This window comes from uncultured Polaribacter sp. (assembly GCF_947501385.1).
Classification (GTDB): Bacteria; Bacteroidota; Bacteroidia; order Flavobacteriales; family Flavobacteriaceae; genus Polaribacter.
On sequence record NZ_CANMVP010000001.1, the window covers coordinates 90,430 to 110,106 of the forward strand.

A 19,677-nucleotide genomic window follows, 5' to 3' on the forward strand; every position below is an offset into this window, starting at 1 on the left:
TCGAAAAACTTAATTTTCATTTTGAAAATTGAATCATTAACAGTATGGCCTATTTCTTCCTAAAAACTGTCAATTAATTTAAATTTTTATTAAAGTTAAAAATGTTAGAATATGTCTGTTTTTAGGCACATTATAAGAGTACAAATGCTAGGCTTCATCTATTCTAACTTAAGTAACTAAAATAAATTCGGTTTCAGATACTTTTTGAAAAGATGTAGATCATGTTACTGATTCATAAATAAATACTGTTTAATTGTTCAATTAAAAAGGAAGTTGCTATTAACATAACTTCCTTTTAAAATTAACTCAAAAAAAAATTAAATTATTCTGGGAACAATTCTTCCATTTTCTTTTCTAAAGATTTGCCTCTTACGTTTCTGCCAATTATAAAACCATTTTCATCAAGGATAAAGAGCTGCGGGATTGAAATGATATGGTATTTTTTAGAAGCATCATTCTCATTATCTAATAGTTGATCCCAAGGCATGGCTTCTTCTTTAACTGCGTTACGCCAGTCTAGTTCTTTCTTATCTGTTGATATACTTACAGTCTCAAAACCTCTATCTTTATACTTTTTATGAATTTTTTTTAGATGCGGAATTTCTTTTCTACAAGGTATACACCAAGATGCCCAAAAGTCTAACAAAACAATCTTACCCTTTTTGTCTGACAAGCTAATTTTTTTTCCTCTAATATTTGGGAGGCTAAATTCTGGAGCTTGAGCACCAATAGCAGTTCTTTTGGCTCCCTCATAAAATCTTTTTAAAGATTTATACGATGGATTGTCTTCAAAAGCACTGTAATTATCAATTAATGTTTTCAACTCATTCATTTCAAAATATTTAAGATTGAAAGGCACATAAGTTAGTCCAGCTAATTCTTCACTCTCCAAAGCTAAATCTAATTGAAGTTTTCTCCATTTTTTAGAGTTTTCTAAAGTTTTAATACTATTTTCTTTCGCTATTTTGATGCTATCAGCTTCACTCAAACCTTTATAATTATAATGGAAAATCTTATGGCTCGCTAAACGAAGTACTTCTTTTTTTCTATTTAAATTACCTAAAATTTCATTATTAGGCGTACCACCAACAATTATAGAACTGTCTTTTAGAATTTTAATTTCTAAAATGCCTTTTTCCAATATTAATTTGTGAGCCCAATGCTTATCTATTTCTTGATTATAAATGTTTGCAATTAAACCATCATCCGTTTTCCAATCTAAAGTTCCTTTACCATTCACAATAAATAGTGTATCTGCCTGGCTACCACCTAAAGTTCTATTGTAAATAGTAAAATAACCATTATAATCTAAAAGCTCATCTTCGACTATTTCCTTTTCTTTTTTACCATTCTCACAACTAAATACTAAAAGCGTAATAAATATGAGTACTATTTTAAAATATAAATTTTTCATTATTAAAATTTTATTACTTTGTTTTATTTTAATTAATAGTTACGCCTGTATTGCTCCTATCATTTTGTTCTATTTCTGGATTTTGCTCCAAATATCCGTCCCATATAGGATGAATTAATCTTGAATCATTTGCAGGTACATTTATAGTCGCTGATCCTAACTTGTGAGAAAAAGCTACATTCAGCCTTTTTACATCAAACAATCGCAAGTCTTTCCCGTATAATTCTCTTCTACGTTCTGCCAGTACAGCACTAATGACTTCATTTTGATTATTAGAACTGAAATCTACATAAGTGCCAGTTTTGTATCTTTTTCTTCCAATGAAATTAATATCTGAAATTGCTTGTCCTAAATTGCCCAACCTAGCACTAGCTTCTGCCCTAGTTACATACATTTCTGCAGTTGTAATAGGAATATTATCTGATCTATCAGCATTCCTATTATCTAAACCATATCTGAAAGTTGAATGATTACCATAATACACAAAATGATATGCGTTATTACTTTCTTTTATCGTATTAGAAGTATCCCATCCTCTAAACCAAAGTGTTCTTCTTAAATCTAAATTGGTATAGTTAGAACCCATTTTAGTAAAACCAGGATATATATTGTCAAAACTTAACGTATCTATAATATTATAATTTCTAGAATAAAAGCCTTGCGTAGTAGTTTTATGTAGTAAAATTTCTTGATCTGTAGTTCTAGAAATCTTTGTAATAGCTGTGTAATATGGGTCTGCACCTGAATATTCTGTATTTAAGTCGTACAAAAAATTTCTTATTTGTAAGCTCTTATCTGCAAACTCAAAAGCTTTTTCATAATTGCCCATATACAAATAGGCACGCGCAAGAATTGCATAAGCAGCCGTTTTTGTGGGTCTATGGTTATATATGTCTACATCTTCTGGTAAATCTTCAATTGCTTCATTTAGGTCTTTAAGAATAAAATCATACACTTCTTGAACTGAACTTCGCTCTAATGAAGGTAATGCTGATGGAAGCGTAACAATTGGAACGCCCAAATCTGACGAGGCAGAACTTTCATTATAAGTTTTAGCGTAAACATTAACCAGCGTTAAATAACCATAGGCTCTATGAACTTTTGTTTCTGCTATAAGTTGCTTTTTTAAGTTATCATTATCAGTGACTTTGTTAATTTCTTCTAAAATAGTTGAAGATAATGAAGCAATATAGAAAGAGGGTTTCCAATTTGGGTCATCTCTTAAGTTATCATAAATAAACACAAAATCTTTAAAGGTAAAAAGTTCTTGAAAATGTTCTGCAGTAAACCTCCAACTAGCCCAATCTGTAGAATCTACAGAAACATTATCTGTTAATACGTCTAAATAAGCACTTGTTTGTGAAAATGAATGTGGGAAACGCTCATTGTCAACATTATCTAAAAGTTTTCTAAAATCGCTTGTTGTTTTTGCAATAGCCACCCCTTTTGGTAATTGATCTAAAAAATCATCGTCGTCGCATGCATTCCACGTTAATATAGTTATCAACGGAAGTAATATATATATTGATATTTTATTTTTCATAATAGTAGTTTAAAACATTAATTATTAAAGCCCTAACCTTAAACCCAATGAATATTCTGGTCTAAATCTAGTGACATAGCGTAGTGCCCCATATTGTGATGCACTGTAAGGAACATTTGAGGGGTCTATACCTTTATTATTTGCTACCCAAATGGCACCTAAATTTCTTCCTTCTATTCTTACAGAAGCACTTTTTATCCATTTAAAAAGTGGCGTCCTCTGGAAGTTATAAGCTAAACTTATTGCTTGAAGCCGAACTTGCCCAGCATCCATAATTTTATGATCTCCATATTGTTCTAAATACCGAATGTTTGTGAGTGCATTAAAATCAGTAACAGGTTCATTTAAAGAATGCATACTTACATCGTCTCCATCTTCTGGGGATTGCCATCTATCTGTAATTAATTCAGACAACCAAGTAAATTGGTTATTACTCCTAAAATAATCTCTTGCGATATTACTTCTCGGATAGTCGCTGAAGAACTTATGTCCAAATTTGTAGGACAAACGTACATTTAACTCAAAACTTTTATACCTGAAAGTATTTTGAAAAGAGCCAAATATTTTAGGATTTCTTCTACCTACAAAAGATGCCACAGAATCTAAATCTTGAACAGGGATACGAACTCCTTCTGCAGCTGAAACAATTTTAGCATCTTTACCATAAAAATATTGCGGTAACCCTTCATCGTCATAACCTGCAAAACGCATGGCATAGATATAATCTACTGGTAAATTTGGTAGATGAAAGAAATAAGGGAGTTGTAAATAAGAAGCTATACTAAACCCTACAGCTTGGTAACCCGTTGTTTTATTATCGTTTGTACTGATTAAAAATTGCGACCGCAAACTATAATCTTTTTTGTTGATTATATTTGAAGACAAACTTAATTCTACTCCACTGTTTTCTATATTCCCAGCATTTAATGTAGCTCTATTATTTTGAAAACCATAGGTTCCATTAACTTCTGTTGATACTAATACATCTGAAGATAACTTCTTGTAATACTCTAAAGTACCATATAGTTTATTTTGAAATAATCTAAAATCTAATCCTACATTAAACACCTCTGTTCTTTCCCAAGTTAAATTAGGATTGGGTGAAAATTGCACAGCAGTGTAAGGCAATCTTGTTACTGGATCTGTCCAAGGGGAACCTTGAATAAAAGGACTTGCTGATTTATCTATATTTCCATTAAAGCCATAAGAAGCTCTAACTCTTAATCTATCTATAAAATTAACGTTAAAGAAAGATTCTTGAGTAATATTCCAACCTGCTCCAACAGACCATTGTGGTAAGTCTCTAAAGGAGTCCGACTGTCCATAAAGGTTTGTTTTGTCTAACCTTATACTTCCGGTAATATCATATTTACGATCAAAGTTATAACCAATATTACCATAATAAGAAACATATCTATTATCTTGACCAGAAACACCACCAAAAAAAGTAGTACCTGGTAAAACTGGAACACCAGCAGCTCTTCCTCCATCAATTTTATCAAAAGCTTCAGAAAAATCTATTCCAGGAAAAGTAGTAAGTGATTGTGGATCATAACCATAATATCCAGAAGGAGTAGATTGAGATTCATCTTTTCTCCATTCTGTTCCTCCTAATAGTGTAAAATCATGTTTACCAAACTTTGGGTTAAATACAAATTGTGCTCTAATATTGTGAGAGCTTGATGCAGCTTTAAACTCAGTTAACATACCACCTGTTGGTAGCGCTAAAGTACCGTCTGGTCTTAAAGAATAATTAATCGTGTTACGCGTTGTCCAAGACTCTTCATTAAAATAATTACTTGTTAAAGAGTTGTCTTGAACATATTGGTATCTAACTTCTAGTTGCAATGGGTCTATTGGCTTAATAGCCATATGTGCATTTAATCTCAAATTCGTTTTTTCAAAAGAATTGTCTCTATTGGTTACATCTTGTTTTAAATTCCAATCCCAATTATAAGGTAAATTGTATTTAGCAACAGAGTCTCTTCGCTTTTCTGTTCCAAAATCATAATATAAATCTCTCGCTCTAGGGTCTTGCTTAATCATTGGATTGTAACCTCCATTATTGTCTAAAATTCTTTCATGTTGATTTATTAAACTCAATTCATTAATATCTACACCATTATTCTTTTCTTGTGTCAAATAAAAATTTAGACCAACACCAAATTTCAACCACTTATTAGGAATGTATTCGTCATTAATATTTGCTAAGAATTCTATATTTGAATCTCCTTTAGCATACCCCTCATTAACAATTGTTGTTAACGATGTTCTAAACGAATTTTTTTCTCCTGGAACTGTAATGGATACATTCATTCTTTGGAAAGATTCTGGACGTAAAAATAAATCTGAAAACTCATTACGAACATCTCTTTTTGATAACATATCTAACGTTGAATTACCCTGTACTTGAGTAATTCTTCCAGATTTCATATCTATCAATGTTTTTATTGCTGGGGGTAACTCGTACAAACCATAATCTGTTGTTAATAAATCGTCATAATACGTATTATCTAAAATTAAATTTTTATAAAATTCTATGGCATCCCCACTCTCTGCCCAAGGTATTTTAGATAGATTCGGTTTGGGTTTTATCAAATAATCTAAAGTAAAATTATAGGAAGTTTCTTTTGCCCCTTTCTTCCCTTTTTTTGTAACAATTACGATGACTCCGTTTGCAGCTTGTGCTCCCCAAATAGAAGCGGCTGCTGCATCTTTTAAAACTGTTACAGATTTTACATCGTCTGGATTTAAAACTGTAAATGGATCTACAACACCTGGATCTAAAGGAAACCCATCAACAACAATTAATGGATTGTTATTTCCAAATGTACTCACACCTCTAATTACAACACTTCTACTATCATCACCATTTGCATTTTGATCATCAACAAAATTAGACTCAAAATACAAACCTGGAACTAAATCTTCTAATCTGTTTTTTAAACTGATATTACTTCCTGCTCTAGCTAATTCATCTCCACTAATTGTTACATAAGAACCAGTGACTCTTTCTTTAGAAATTTCTTGAAATCCAGTAGAAACAACTTGTATCTCATCTAATGAATTCACATCTTCTTTCATAATAATGTTAAGAACGCTATTTGTATTAACTGTTTTCTTTTGTGTAGTAAAACCTAAATAAGAAAAAATTAAAACCACAGAAGGTTTTGTTGTTGTTATTTTATACTTTCCATAAAAATCAGTGGATGTTCCTTTTTTTGTGCCTTCAATTATTATGGAAACGTCCGGCATTGTGTTTCCTAATGCATCGGTTACCTTTCCCGTGATTTTAATTTCTTGTTGGAATTTTACAGGAGAGGTTTTTTCTCTAATAATGATTGTGTTTTCTTTTGTTACCCTATAGCTTAATTTATCACCAGATAAACTTTGTTCTAATAATTTAGTTATTAATATTTCTCCTTTTTTTAACTGTATTTTTGGTTTGTTTTTAAATAAGTTTTTTGGATACAAAAAATTGTATGCCGCCTGCTGTTTGATTATTTTGAATACTTGATCTACGGTAACCAGTTGATCTTTATCTATATGTACCTTCTTTTGAGAGAACGAATTCTCTGTTGTAAAACTAAAAAGAGCTGTACATACTAAAAAGATAAATGTTCTCATAATCATCATTAGTAGCCGTTTTCTATACAGAGAACAGGCATTGGTTGATTTAATTTTCATAAATTTGCATGTGTTAGTTGAACCTTGTTTTAATTAATTAGCTAGAGGGACGAAGTTTTATTCACCGCAAAATGATTGGCTTCGCCCTCTTTTTTTTATTCTTATTTCATGTTAATTTTTCAAACCCTTTTTAGCTCTATGCTACGGTGGAGCGAAAATTCTTCTGCTATACATATTTTGAGTTTATTTTAATGTAATTGTTTTATTACTAATTTTATAGTCTTTTATAATTCTAAAATTTTTAATTGTTTCCAAAATTTCATTAAGATTTTGTGTTTTTCTTAAGTTACCAATAAACTCCTCATTTTCTACTGCTTTATTTTTAAACACTACTTCAACATCATACCATCTTGAAAGTACCTTCATAATTTTTTTTAATGATTTGTCTTCGAAACTAAAAACACCATCTTTCCAAGAAGTTTCATTATACACATCTATTGTGCTTATCTTAAGCATATTCTTTTTTAAATTATAATTTGCTTGTTGATTGGGTATTAAATTGTGTCTTTTATCACTGTAACTTATCGCCACCTTTCCTTCTACTAGCGTTGTATAAATATTGGTTTCGTCTTTATATGCTTTGATATTGAATTCTGTTCCTAATACTTCTACAACCTGATCTTTATTTAGTACCTGAAATCTTGTATTTCTATGATTCTTACTAGAAGATACATCAAAATACGCTTCGCCATATATCAACGCTACGCTACGAGATATGCCTTCCGTAAAACTTACTGGGTATTTTAATTGTGATTCAGAATTTAACCATACATGTGTACCGTCTGATAGAGTTACCTGAAATTGCCCACCTCTTGGAATTGTTAAATAGTTGTAGACTATCTTTTTTTTATTTTGTTGTTTTGCATTATAAACAATTCTTTCTCCATTACTTTCTGCGTTTTGAGTTTGGTGTTTTGTTCCTTCTGTTAGTGTAATGTTTGTCCCATCTTCTAATGTTAAAGTAGCTTTGTCTGTACCTGGTTGAATTGGTAGATTACTAATAATAGGTTTTTTACTTTCATTATTGAAAAGGCTATCTTTAAAAAAGAAAGTTATTGATAGAATACCAGCTATAAATGCAGCAGCTGCATACTGCCAATATAATTTTTGTGTTGGAATATTACTTTTTGGTTTTATTCTATGCCAATCTTCCTCTCTATTAATTTCACTTTTTAATTTATCACGTGCACTGATAATTGATTTATCAGTTAGGTTTTTAACGATGTATTTTTTATCATCTTCGTCAAAAATTACTGATTTATCTAAAGAAACAGGGGGTTCTTTCTTTAAGATTGAAGCTGCTACCTGTTTTGTGAGCGTTACTATTTCATTAAATATTGACATAAGAATATATAGTTAGATACTTCTATGACGATCAAATGTTTAGAAAGGGTTAAAAAAAAGTTATTTTTTTTATTAAATACTTTTTATTTGACCAAAAAGATAACAAAAAGTTAAACCTTGAATTTGGATTCTGATTGGTTGTTAAAAAGTAGTAAATAATTTTTAATTTACAGAACTAAAAATATAGGCTATTAGTACAAAGTACTCTTTCAATAATGGTTTAAGCCTCTTGTAAGCTATCTTTTTTTGAGTTTTTACCGTATTTATTGAAATACCTAACTCATTTGCAATTTCTAAATTAGTGAAACCTTTAATTCTTAACCGAACGATTTGTCCGCATCTATTAGGTAATGTATTTATAGCGTTTTCTATAATATTAGAAGTTTCTATAATAACTACTTCACGTAAAAAAAAAGATTCTGTTTCTAATTTTTCTATTTCCTCTGTTGAAAAATGGTTTGTGGATTTATAATGCTTACTTTTTAAGTAATCTAGAGATTTGTTTTTTACTGATGTGTATAGATATGATTTAATTGTCTTTTCATTTTTGAATTTAACTTTATCTTCCCATATTTTAATAAAAACGTCTTGAACAACGTCTTTTGAAACTTCGATGTTATCAAGATATTTATTGGCAAATAAGCATAATGAAGTATATAAATTATCAAAAAGATTTTTATATTCCTTTAATGTCAATTGATAGATCTCAATATTTTGCACTGTGTAATTTTAATTATCCCCTGCTCAAATCTAAATAAAAGAAATTAAATCTTATGAAAGGAAACCAAATTTAATTTTTCTTTTATTGATTGATTACTTATTTTTAGCCTAGATATCATCATTTATAAGAGGCAAAAAGATTAATAATTTTTGAAAATTTATTTAATGATTTTTGGGGCAGTATTTCTTTAGAAAAATAATTATTAAGCCATGAAGTTCTTAATTTTTTAGTTACAAACTGGGAATTAAAAAATCTATCCTTTTAAGTATACAGTTTTTTATCGGGAGTTTGTTTTATGTAATTTACAACTTCATTTATTGAAAAAAAATAGCTTTAAGTGCTATTGAATGTACCTTTTTAAATTCTGAAGGTTTTTTCTTTTTAATCGATTTAAACTGTCTGTTGAAATTAGACATATTATTAAATCCTGATGCTTCAGCTATTTGAATGATTGATAAATCTTTATTCGATAACAATAATTTACAAGCATTCTCAATGCGCAATTCATTTAAAAACTGAAAATAGGTTTTGTTGGTTCGTTTTTTAAAGTATTTACAAAAAGCATTTTTAGTCATGTTTGCAACTTCGGCAATCTCTTCTAAAGTAATTTCTTTTTCAAAATTATTCATTGTGAATTCAAATACGTTGCGCATTCTGTAGCCTTCATTATCAGTATATTTTTTATCGTATATAAATGTTGATAAACTTTTATATGTTGCTTTTGAAGTAATTTTTAAAAGTTGTAATAATATTAAAAAACGATTTAGTTTTGATGCCTTTTCTAGTTTAAAAAATAATTTTTCAATTAGTTTAAGATTAGAAGTAACTTTAAACCCATGTTTAGCGCGTTTAAAAAAAGAGGCTAGTTCCTTTAATTCTTCGAGGTCAAAAAACTGATTTCCAAAATCTGATTTTGTAAAAAACAACGTTAACATGTGCGAAATTTTAGACGTTTTAGTATCACTTTTAAGCACATGAGGTAAAAAACTTCCAATTATGATGATGTCTCCTTTTGAGTAGTGATTTATAGAATTACCAACCACAAGTGTTCCTTCTCCTTCAACAATAAAACTTATCTGTATTTCTTCATGCTGATGAAATTTATCATAAAAAGTATCAGAATTATCAACTTGAAAAACAAGGGCACCCTGTTCTGGTTTCGGTATTTTAAATGGTAAAACTCTCATTTAGTTATATGAATGCTACCTCTAAAATAAGTAAATAATACTCGTTAAAGAGCATTTTATAATCAATCAGGATAATTTAGTATTTATAATGAATAATAAAATATTATCATTGATTGTATACTTAAAGTAAATTTACTAAATATATAAAAAGTCAATTTTCATTTTATCATACTCCTAATGAAAAAAGATTTTATTTGAGACAATCTTAACTATTGTAAAACAAACTTATTAAAGTAATTCATTACTAGAAAAATAGCCTAAGTGAAACAGGACTAAATCTATTATTTATAAAAGTGAATTAATGAAGCTTTATCTATAAGATATAAAGTAAAAGAAATCTAAAGCTGTAATTTCTGACGACACAATCTTTAGATTTCTAAATTATTAATTAATAACTCAAATTTATGAAATTAAAAACTATTAAATCCTTTTTTAAGCTTAAAAAGCTACGAATGATTTCTATTTTCTTTATGATGCTATTTAGTTTTTCAAGTATGTTTAGCTCCAATTCCAAAAATACCATATTACTAAATACAAAAGCTAAAATAAATTTAAGTAAAAGTTTTGTGGAGAGTTTAAAAATAAATCCACAAAAAACAATTACAGGTACCGTTAAAGATACTAACAAACAACCTATTTCTGGAGTAAGTGTAAGTATAAAGAATACATCTAGAGGTGTCGAAACAGATTTTGATGGTAATTATACTATAAAAGCAAGTAAAGGAGATGTTTTAGTATTTTCTTTTTTAGGACTTAAAACTGCTGAAGTTCTAATAGCAGATACAAATATTATAAATGTTTCATTAGATGAGGACTCACAAGAACTGGATGAAGTTATTGTAACAGCTTTGGGAGAGAGTAGATCTACGAGATCTCTTGGTTATGCAGCTACAAACATTAAAGGAGCCGAGGTTTCTGAAACTGCCGAAAATAATGTTATAAATGGATTAATAGGTAAGGTTGCCGGCTTAGATATTAGTACATCCAGCGGAGGTGTAGGAGCTTCTTCAAGAATAATTTTAAGAGGAATAAAGACTATTGGCAGTGATAGTGATCAACCGCTGTTTGTAATTGATGGGGTACCCGTCAACAATACTTTAAGATCAGGAGGGCGTATTGATTACGGGAATGGTATTGCCGATTTTAACCCAGATGATATCGCAGAAATTACAGTATTAAAATCTGCTGCTGCCGCTGCATTATATGGGTCTGCAGGTGCTAATGGTGTTATTGTAATAAAAACCAAAGATGGAGGTAATGGTAAGAATTTAGGCATTGAAATTAATAGTTCTGTGATGGTAAGCACTCCTTTAAAACTAATCGACTATCAAAATACTTATGGGCCAGGGCTTGTGGGCTTTGATTGGGATAGTTATAATAGAATTGGTGGTTCTGATGGATGGGGTAACGCATTTGGAGTACAACCAACCGCTATACAATGGAATAGCCCTTTAGATGATCAGGGGAATTTAGTGCCACTACCGCTTAAGGCCTATCCTAACAATGGAAAAGAGTTTTTCGATACAGGAATTATGCGTGATAATAGTATTTCTATTTCTAAAAGTGAAAAAGATAAATATAATTTTAGATTAGCTTTAAGGAATATACATGAAGATGGAATAATCCCAACAACAGAACTAACGAGAAATTCAATTTCGTTTAATGGTGGAGCATACATTACCGAAAAGTTTAAGGCAAATGTTAGTTTGATTTACTCTAATCAAGATAGTCCAAATAGAGCAACATCAGAGAACTGGTCTGATAATCCAATAAGACAAGCACTACTGATCCCTAGGCACGTAGATGCAAAAGCTCTTAGGGATTATGAAGGCTTATTGGCTAATGGAGTGCCATTGCCTTTTGAGGTAACTGGTGAAGATCCTCAGGTAATTGTACCTGGTTGGGAAGCCAATAATGGTGATTTTTTTCCAAACCCATTCTTTACCTTAGATAATGTCAAAAATATATACAGCAACAACAGAATGTTTGCCGTAGTTAACTTAACCTATAATATAAAAGATTGGTTGAGCATGGATGCCAGGGTAAGTAAAGAGTTTATAAGCGAAAAAAAAGAAACCAGAAGAAATGTAGGAGTTCGTTTATGGACAGGGTCGTTTTATAGTTACAAAGGCTCTTATTTTAGAGATCATTTTACTAGAAATAATACTTTTGCAAATGTCCTTTTAAAAGGAAAGCATAAAATAGGTGACTTTGGTATAAATAGTCTTTTAGGTGCAGAGACCAGGGATTTTATTTTAGATGGTGCGTCACAAAATGCCCCAGAAATAGAACTACCTAACCTATTTAATATCAACAATGTAGTTGGTGACCCAGTGTTAAATCAATATTACATTCAAACCAGAACAAATAGTGTTTTGGGACAGTTGGATTTTGATTATAAGAATCTTGTGTTTCTTACTTTAACTGGTAGAAATGATTGGAACAGTACATTACCTCAATCAAACAGGTCGTTCTTTTATCCTTCTGCTTCTTTAAGTGTCATGTTAAGCGATATATTCAAACTACCATCAGCTATATCGTATTTTAAATTAAGAGGGAATGCAGGTTTGGTCGGCATTGGTACTGGCGCTTACCAAATAGCACCTACTTTGTCTACACAAAATAGGCTGTCAGGAATATTTGAAGCAACAATTAGTGATGGCCTTAATAACCCAACCTTAAAACCCACCAGAACGACTACTTATGAAATAGGGGCAGATTTAAGATTGTTTGAAAGCAGGTTGAATTTTGATGTAGCTGCATATATAGGTACATCAAAAGATCAAATACAGCGTGTGCAATTACCAGGGTCCAGTGGCTACTCTAGTAGAATAATTAACGCTGGTGATATTCAGAATAAAGGAATTGAAATTGCTGTTAATGCAACTCCTATTTCTGGTGATATTACTTGGGACCTAGGGTTTACTTATGCCAAAAATGTGAATGAAGTTTTGTCTTTGGCAGAAGGCGTTGATGAGTTGCTGATTACAAGTCGGTACTCGAATATTAGAACGATTGCAAGACCAGGTGAACCTTATGGACAGTTAATGGGAAATGGTTATAAACGAGATCCCAATGGCAATAAAATTCATAATAACGGATTTGCAGTACAAACAGATGAGCAAATTGTGTTGGGGAACGTTACTCCAGATTGGATAGGGAGTTTTACTTCTACCCTACGCTATAAGTCTTTGAGTCTTACCGCACAAATCAATGGTAGAATAGGCGGAGACATATTTTCACTCACAAATCAATGGGCTGCAGGAAGCGGATTGACCAAAAGTACGTTGGGACCTAATAGAGATGGCTCTATCGTGCCCAATGGTGTTATTGACGTAGGAGATGGAACGTTTATTCCCAATAACGTTTCTGTTACTTATGAGGATTACACTAGAAATCTTATGAGGTGGGGTTTCCATGAACCTGTAGTTTATGATGCTAGCTTTATAAAATTAAGGTCCATTCAACTTTACTATACACTTCCTAAGAAGGCTATGGAAAAATTACCTTTCCAAAGTATAAGACTAGGTTTAATTGGTAGTAATTTGGCGATTTTGTATTCTAAAGCACCAAATTTCGATCCAGAAGGTTCAAGTTCGGCAAGAAATTCAGATCAGGGATTCGATGAGTTTAATATGCCAACAGCAAGAACATTTACATTTAATCTCTCTCTTAAATTTTAAAAATGAATATTATGAAAAATTTAGATATAAAAAAATATACCTTATTTTTAGTAGTTTTTCTTTTTCTTTTTACAGGATGTGAGAATAAATTCGATGAAATAAATACCGACCCTAATGCATTTTCAGAAGTGCCTACGCATTTTTTTCTTGCAGGCTCAATACTATCTATAGCAAATGCAGAGAATCATTATTTTGATGGTTACCTCTACCCTTCTTTATGGATTCAACATACTACACTGGGATCGTGGGATCAGCCGGGTTCGTATTTTTATGAGGATGGAAGGTCTTTTCTCTGGAACGGTTTGTATAGAGGGCCATTAACAGATCTTGATTTAATGGTTTCTTTGGCCGAAGAAGAAGGGAATACATCACTTCAAGCCATAGGTACCATTTTACATGCCTATTCATTTACTTTACTGGTAAATGCTTTTGGAGATTTGCCCTATACGGAATCTTTTAAAGTAGATGAAGGCATTAATCAACCGGTTTATGATCCACAATCAGATGTATTTGACGCTATTTTAGAAAATCTAAGACAAGCAAGTAATCTGTTGAATGGCATGTCTAATATTGATGTAGATAGCACTTATGATTTAATCTACCAAGGCGATGCTGAAAAATGGCAAAAGTTTGCTAATAGCTTAAGGTTTAGATTATTAATTCAGCTTTCAGATATAAGAGATGTTTCTTCTGAGCTTTCTTCTATTTCACCAATGTTTGAAAGTGCTTCGGATAATGCAACCTATACGTATTCTGGCAGCGTTAATGGGAATATTTATCCGCCTAGTACAGCTATTGGGCCTGATGGTACAGACCCAGGACACAGAATGGCAGCACCATTAATTAATAGGATGAATACTACTGACGACCCTAGAAGACCTATCTATGCTAAGGTGAATGATGACGGTATGTATGTTGGTGCGGATACACAGGATGTATTTGGAAATGGCAATGAATTTTCTCCAATAAATTCGGATAGCTTTACCCGGGATGCTACCATTATTTTTATGGACTATTCTGAATTATTGTTTTTAAAAGCAGAAGCAGCTCAGAAAGGATTAACCACAGGCAATGAAATTGCGTTATTAAGAGATGCGGTTATTGCTCACATGCAACGGGTAGGAGTTTCAGCAGCAGATACAGAGTTGTATGCAGACAATCTTGTTGCAAACGGAACTAACCTTGATGAGATTTATACTGAAAAATGGGTAAGTATGTTTGGAAGAGCGATGCAAGCATGGGGTGATTACAGACGTACAGGTGTTCCTAGTTTGCTTCCCAATCCAAATGGTATAATTAACGTAATTCCAAGAAGATTTACCTATCCAGAAAACGAACAATCTACCAATAATGCTAACAGAACAGAAGCTGCTCAGAAGTTAAGCAACGGTGATGCACTAGATTCTCCATTAATATGGACACAAAATTAATAAACTTAAAAATTTTGTATTATGAAAAAATATAAAAAAAATATTTTAATAATTAGCGCTCTTATTATCTTAAACTCCTGTGTTGATGAACCTGTCCCCTTTGCTTCAGATTCCGCACCAGGCTTTAATGTAACTTATGTGGGCGAAGAGGATTTCTTGTCTTTCACAAAAAATTCTGATGAAACCATAGATGGGGAAATTAATATTTTAGGCAAATGGTTTGCAAAACCTGATGCACTTTTAGATAGAGTGGTTTTAATAAAATCTTTATTGAACAGTAATAATGATGAAATTGATAGTGCCATAGAAAACAGAGACCTGGTTTTTAATGATTCCGTTAGTTTTAGTGTTACAAACGTAGATGAGCTGTTTAGCGGGTTCTCTACTAGTATTAATGATTTAAAAGTAGGATCTAGATTTAGATTTCAGGCAATTGGTATTACCCCATCTGCCGATACACTTTTTATTAATAATGCTACTTTTTTTGATGCCGAGTATATCTCATTTTGCGAAAAGCCACAATTGACTTTAGGAACTTGGACAGCTACAAACACAATCACTAATTTTTCTAAAGATGTAGAGTTGATCTGGGACGATGTTTACGGTGTCTATTTATTTACAGATTTTGGTATAGATTGGAGTAATTGGGATGACTTTTGGTATGGCACCATGTTTAATCTCGCTTGCCCATTAATAGAAGGCAATCCAGTTCAAGTAGAACTTGCCGGTTTCGGCTGGGATACCAATGATGAATATGAAATGTTAGGTGATAATGGTACTTTAGAGACCAGGCGGTTAAGACGCATGCCTTATATCTATAAAGAAGGATCTCCTAAAGGTTATTATGATAGTACGACCGAGGAACTAGTGTTTAACAATATTAGTGTAACAGATGCTTGGTGGGATGCAGATCAACATGATTTTAGTATGAGCTTTAAAAAGAAGCAGTAGGACTTCTATGTTTTATCGATGATATGGATCAGCATATGAATTAAAAAATATTTCACACATTAATTATAAAATAAAAAAAATGAAATTTTTTATAAAATATAAATTTTTAAAGTTTTCCTGTTTACTTTTCCTGTTGATCGTAGTTACTGCTTGCAGTAATGATGATGGTGATAGTGGAACAATACATGTTGAACTGGCAGAAGCTTCGTATCATGAAGTTATGTTTACCAGAATATCGGCTACTGAGGTACGGGACGATGTATATATTCGTATTGGTGCAACTTTTAAAAATGCATCCAGTTATTCGAATCTTGGTATTTACAAGATGCTATTAGATGCCTCCGGACAAGAAATAAGCCGTGCAGTAGCTATTGATAACATAGCTCCAGACACATATACACGATTAATAATAGATTCTGGAGAAACGTTATTTGAAGGGCTAGGCATTAGTAAACACGAAGTTGAAGAAGGACACTCTTTTAAGTTTGTAACCTTTGGCGATAGCGGAAGTGAAATAAATTTGTTTACAGATGATGTCTATGAGCTTTCTCCTAACTATAATATGCTTGAATTCAATGTGGACTATACTGCATCTTCTTCTGGTCATGTAGATTATGTTAGAATATCAGAGACCAATGTAACTGCCGAAGTAGACATCAATCTTACCTTTACTATTAGTGCTGATGCTAATGATGCTGAAGAATATACTAATATAGGCTTGATGAAGCATTTATTTAATGACAATGGTGTTGAAATTGGTACAGCCATAGCAATGGAAAACATTGCTATAAATACAGAAACAACATTAAGTATTACAGATATTGAAACACTATTTGAAGGCATTGATTATGGTTATAACACTAATCTGGATGCAGCATATACATTTAGTTTTACTGCTTTTGCACTAACAGATATGATGGAAACGGTAATAATGAATGATGTTTTTGAGACTACCGCTACTTTTCAAGTTAGAATTTTACCTGTACTTCAAACAGGTACGACATGGATAGTAACCAATAACAATACAGGTTTTTCAAAAGAAGTTCAATTATTCAGTGTTCAAGAAGAATTTGGTATTCCTTCTTCAGAATATTTTTTTACAGATTTTGGAATAGATTGGAGTTGGTGGAATGACTTCTGGTACTCAACGTCGTTCGCATTGGATTTTCCAGAAGTTGATGGCAATCCGTACGTTATTACATTAGGAGGAACTAGTGGAGATATGGATGCTTTTTACGATGGAGTTGCCGATGATGGAGTGACTATAGAAAACAGAAAATTAAGATTAATGGGGTATACTTATAAAGATGGTTCGGTTAAAGGACACTATGATGAAACTACAGGAGATATAACATTTACAGGTGTTAACATTTTAGATTGGTGGTGGGGTGCCGATAGTCATGATAATATAAGTATGACATTTGTTAAAAAACCGTAATATTCGATTATAATTCAGTGTCTAAAAGAGCGGTTTATTTTCTTTTAGATGCTTTAAATTTAAGTGTAAACCAAAATATGTACAAAATGTTAGAGAAAAATATTATGGGTTTTTTATATGTTTTTATGTTATTTTTAATGCCTAGTTGTAGTTCTAATTCTAATGTAGAAGAAGAGCCAGAAGAACAAGAAACCAATGTTTCATCAATAAAAATAAGTGCAGCAGCTGAATGGATATATGTAAGTGGTAAATCAGAAGTATCTGCAGAAGTAACCTACAAAGATGCATCTACAGCTACTCCTAACGTAAACTGGACAGTTAATTCTATAGGAAGTTTGAGTAATGCAAAAGGAGTATCCACTACTGTAGAAGCTATAAAAAAAGGAACTATCAATATAGTAGCAGAATTAGAGGGTGTTACATCATCCATTACTATAGAAGCTAAGGAGGCAATACCTCCCTTTTCTGGGACTATTTTTGTTGATCCGGATATTATAACATCTTCAGACCCTTCAGTGCTAAAAACAGTAAACTATTCAGGCCAAGGTTCTCGTACGATGTATGATAGAAGGGTTAATGATTGGGTTACCGTAAATGCCTTTTTATTTGATGTCACTTTTGATGATGGGTTAGCTACAGAAGTTCAAGTAAACCCAGAATTCGCAACTAAAGAACTCGCAGAAATAGAAGCAAACATATACGCGTTAGAGGCAGGAAGGTTACCAAAAATTTTAAGAAAAGATGTCAATGCCATATGGATCCATAAAGGCGTAGAATTATTTGGAGGTGGTAATAATAGCCTCCTAATTCATACAGGTCAAGCAGCAAATTATATAGCAGATGGTATATTGGAAGAAACCCTTGTACATGAAGCAGCCCACACATCTCTTGATGCAGAGCATGCTGCATCTCCTGGTTGGTTGGCTAGTCAGACTGCCGATATTAATTTTATTTCTACGTATGCCAGGGATAACCCTACTAGAGAAGATGTAGCAGAAAGTTTTTTGATGTACCTAGCAGTTAAATACAGGACTGATAGAATTTCTCAAGACCTTGAAACTACGATCAATGGTACCATCCCTAATCGTATAAAATATTTTGATGATTTATCTTTAGATGTAAGTCCTATAGATTAAAAAAAATGTTTAAAATTAATATAGCAATTAAATAGTGCGGTTCATTTATGGATTTTAGCCTTTTTATATTAATATTCTCAAAATATTAATATTCATAAATAGAATAGATAATATAGTATTGTTTTGAGATAAAAATGAACTATTCAAAACACAGCCAATAAATTAATTTTGTCAAACGAAATAATATAAAAAATAAAATATGAGTATTAAATGGAAAGGCGTAATGCCAGCGGTAACAACACAATTCACTAAACATGATGCTTTGGATTTAGAGTTATTTGAGGTTAATATTAAAGCACAATTAGCTGCTGGAGTTCACGGTATTGTTTTAGGCGGTACACTTGGTGAGGCGAGTACGTTAACAGATCAAGAAAGGCGAATCTTAACAAGAGAAACGGTAAGAATTGTTGAAGGTAAAGTACCTGTGCTAATGAATATTGCGGAACAAACTACCAAAGCAGCAATAGATTTGGCAAAAACAGCTGAAGAAGATGGTGCAAAAGGCTTGATGATTTTGCCACCAATGCGCTATAAGGCAAGCGACGAAGAAGTTGTAGAATATTTTAAAACCATAGCAAATAGCACGTCATTACCCATTATGATTTACAATAATCCAGTAGATTATAAAATTTTGGTAACCCTTGATATGTTTGCAGAATTAATAGAAGCGTGTCCAAACATTCAAGCAGTAAAAGAATCTACTAGGGATACCACGAATATAACCAGAATTAAAAATCGTTTTGGGGATAGATTAGCAATTATGACAGGTGTCGATACTTTAGCTTTAGAAAGCTTATTAATTGGCGCCGATGGTTGGGTCGCTGGTTTAGTAGATGCATTTCCTACAGAAACCGTTGCTATTTATGAGCTTCAAAAAGTAGGACGTATAAAAGAAGCTATAGCCATTTATCGTTGGTTTTTACCATTGTTGGAACTGGATATCCATTCTAAATTAGTGCAATACATCAAAATGGCCTCTCTCCATACGGGCATTGGTTCAGAACATGTAAGAGCGCCCCGTTTGGTTTTAAAAGGTGAAGAGCGTGAAAGAATTGAGAAAGTAATTACAAATGCTTTAGCGGTAAGACCAAATTTACCAGAATATAAAGGAATAAGCAATGATGTTTTAGTGTAAATAAAATT

General features: G+C 31.9%; 12 protein-coding genes. 6 read left to right on the plus strand and 6 right to left on the minus strand.

Annotated features, from left to right (window positions below; translation table 11 throughout):
* Positions 1 to 322: 322 nt before the first annotated feature.
* From Q0998_RS00415 to Q0998_RS00440, 6 genes are all read right to left on the minus strand, one after another.
* Positions 323 to 1,414 (minus strand): TlpA disulfide reductase family protein, encoded by a 1,092-nt coding sequence (locus tag Q0998_RS00415; RefSeq protein ID WP_299664641.1) that lies wholly within the window; start codon positions 1,412 to 1,414, stop codon positions 323 to 325.
* A 28-nt stretch (positions 1,415 to 1,442) separates the two neighbouring features.
* The gene (locus Q0998_RS00420) at positions 1,443 to 2,957 is read right to left on the minus strand and encodes a RagB/SusD family nutrient uptake outer membrane protein (RefSeq protein WP_299664644.1); all 1,515 of its coding nucleotides are present in this window, start codon (positions 2,955 to 2,957) and stop codon (positions 1,443 to 1,445) included.
* A 24-nt stretch (positions 2,958 to 2,981) separates the two neighbouring features.
* Complete coding sequence (locus tag Q0998_RS00425) at positions 2,982 to 6,644, minus strand: SusC/RagA family TonB-linked outer membrane protein (protein WP_299664647.1); 3,663 nt, start codon at positions 6,642 to 6,644, stop codon at positions 2,982 to 2,984.
* A 183-nt stretch (positions 6,645 to 6,827) separates the two neighbouring features.
* Complete coding sequence (locus tag Q0998_RS00430; RefSeq protein WP_299664650.1) at positions 6,828 to 7,988, minus strand: FecR family protein; 1,161 nt, start codon at positions 7,986 to 7,988, stop codon at positions 6,828 to 6,830.
* 162 nt (positions 7,989 to 8,150) lie between these two features.
* Positions 8,151 to 8,708 (minus strand): RNA polymerase sigma-70 factor, encoded by a 558-nt coding sequence (locus Q0998_RS00435; protein WP_299664652.1) that lies wholly within the window; start codon positions 8,706 to 8,708, stop codon positions 8,151 to 8,153.
* A 315-nt stretch (positions 8,709 to 9,023) separates the two neighbouring features.
* Positions 9,024 to 9,896 carry an AraC family transcriptional regulator gene (locus Q0998_RS00440; RefSeq protein WP_299664655.1) on the minus strand — a complete coding sequence of 291 codons (873 nt, stop codon included), beginning with the start codon at positions 9,894 to 9,896 and terminating at the stop codon, positions 9,024 to 9,026.
* 452 nt (positions 9,897 to 10,348) lie between these two features.
* On the opposite strand from Q0998_RS00440, the gene Q0998_RS00445 reads away from it, so the two are divergent.
* The 6 genes from Q0998_RS00445 to Q0998_RS00470 all read left to right on the plus strand — a co-directional run bounded on the left by Q0998_RS00445 (position 10,349) and on the right by Q0998_RS00470 (position 19,669).
* Entirely contained in the window at positions 10,349 to 13,579 is a 3,231-nt protein-coding gene (locus Q0998_RS00445; protein WP_299664658.1) for a SusC/RagA family TonB-linked outer membrane protein, read from the plus strand.
* A gap of 11 nt (positions 13,580 to 13,590) precedes the next feature.
* A complete protein-coding gene (locus Q0998_RS00450; protein WP_299664661.1) occupies positions 13,591 to 15,009 on the plus strand; it encodes a SusD/RagB family nutrient-binding outer membrane lipoprotein in 1,419 nt (472 codons plus the stop codon).
* Between the two features lie 21 nt (positions 15,010 to 15,030).
* Complete coding sequence (locus Q0998_RS00455) at positions 15,031 to 15,960, plus strand: hypothetical protein (RefSeq protein ID WP_299664664.1); 930 nt, start codon at positions 15,031 to 15,033, stop codon at positions 15,958 to 15,960.
* Positions 15,961 to 16,039: 79 nt separating this feature from the next.
* Positions 16,040 to 17,398 carry a hypothetical protein gene (locus Q0998_RS00460; protein ID WP_299664667.1) on the plus strand — a complete coding sequence of 453 codons (1,359 nt, stop codon included), beginning with the start codon at positions 16,040 to 16,042 and terminating at the stop codon, positions 17,396 to 17,398.
* Positions 17,399 to 17,484: 86 nt separating this feature from the next.
* A complete protein-coding gene (locus tag Q0998_RS00465; protein ID WP_299664669.1) occupies positions 17,485 to 18,534 on the plus strand; it encodes a hypothetical protein in 1,050 nt (349 codons plus the stop codon).
* Between the two features lie 199 nt (positions 18,535 to 18,733).
* On the plus strand, positions 18,734 to 19,669 hold the full coding sequence (locus tag Q0998_RS00470; RefSeq protein WP_299664672.1) for a dihydrodipicolinate synthase family protein: 936 nt from the start codon (positions 18,734 to 18,736) through the stop codon (positions 19,667 to 19,669).
* Positions 19,670 to 19,677 lie beyond the last annotated feature (8 nt).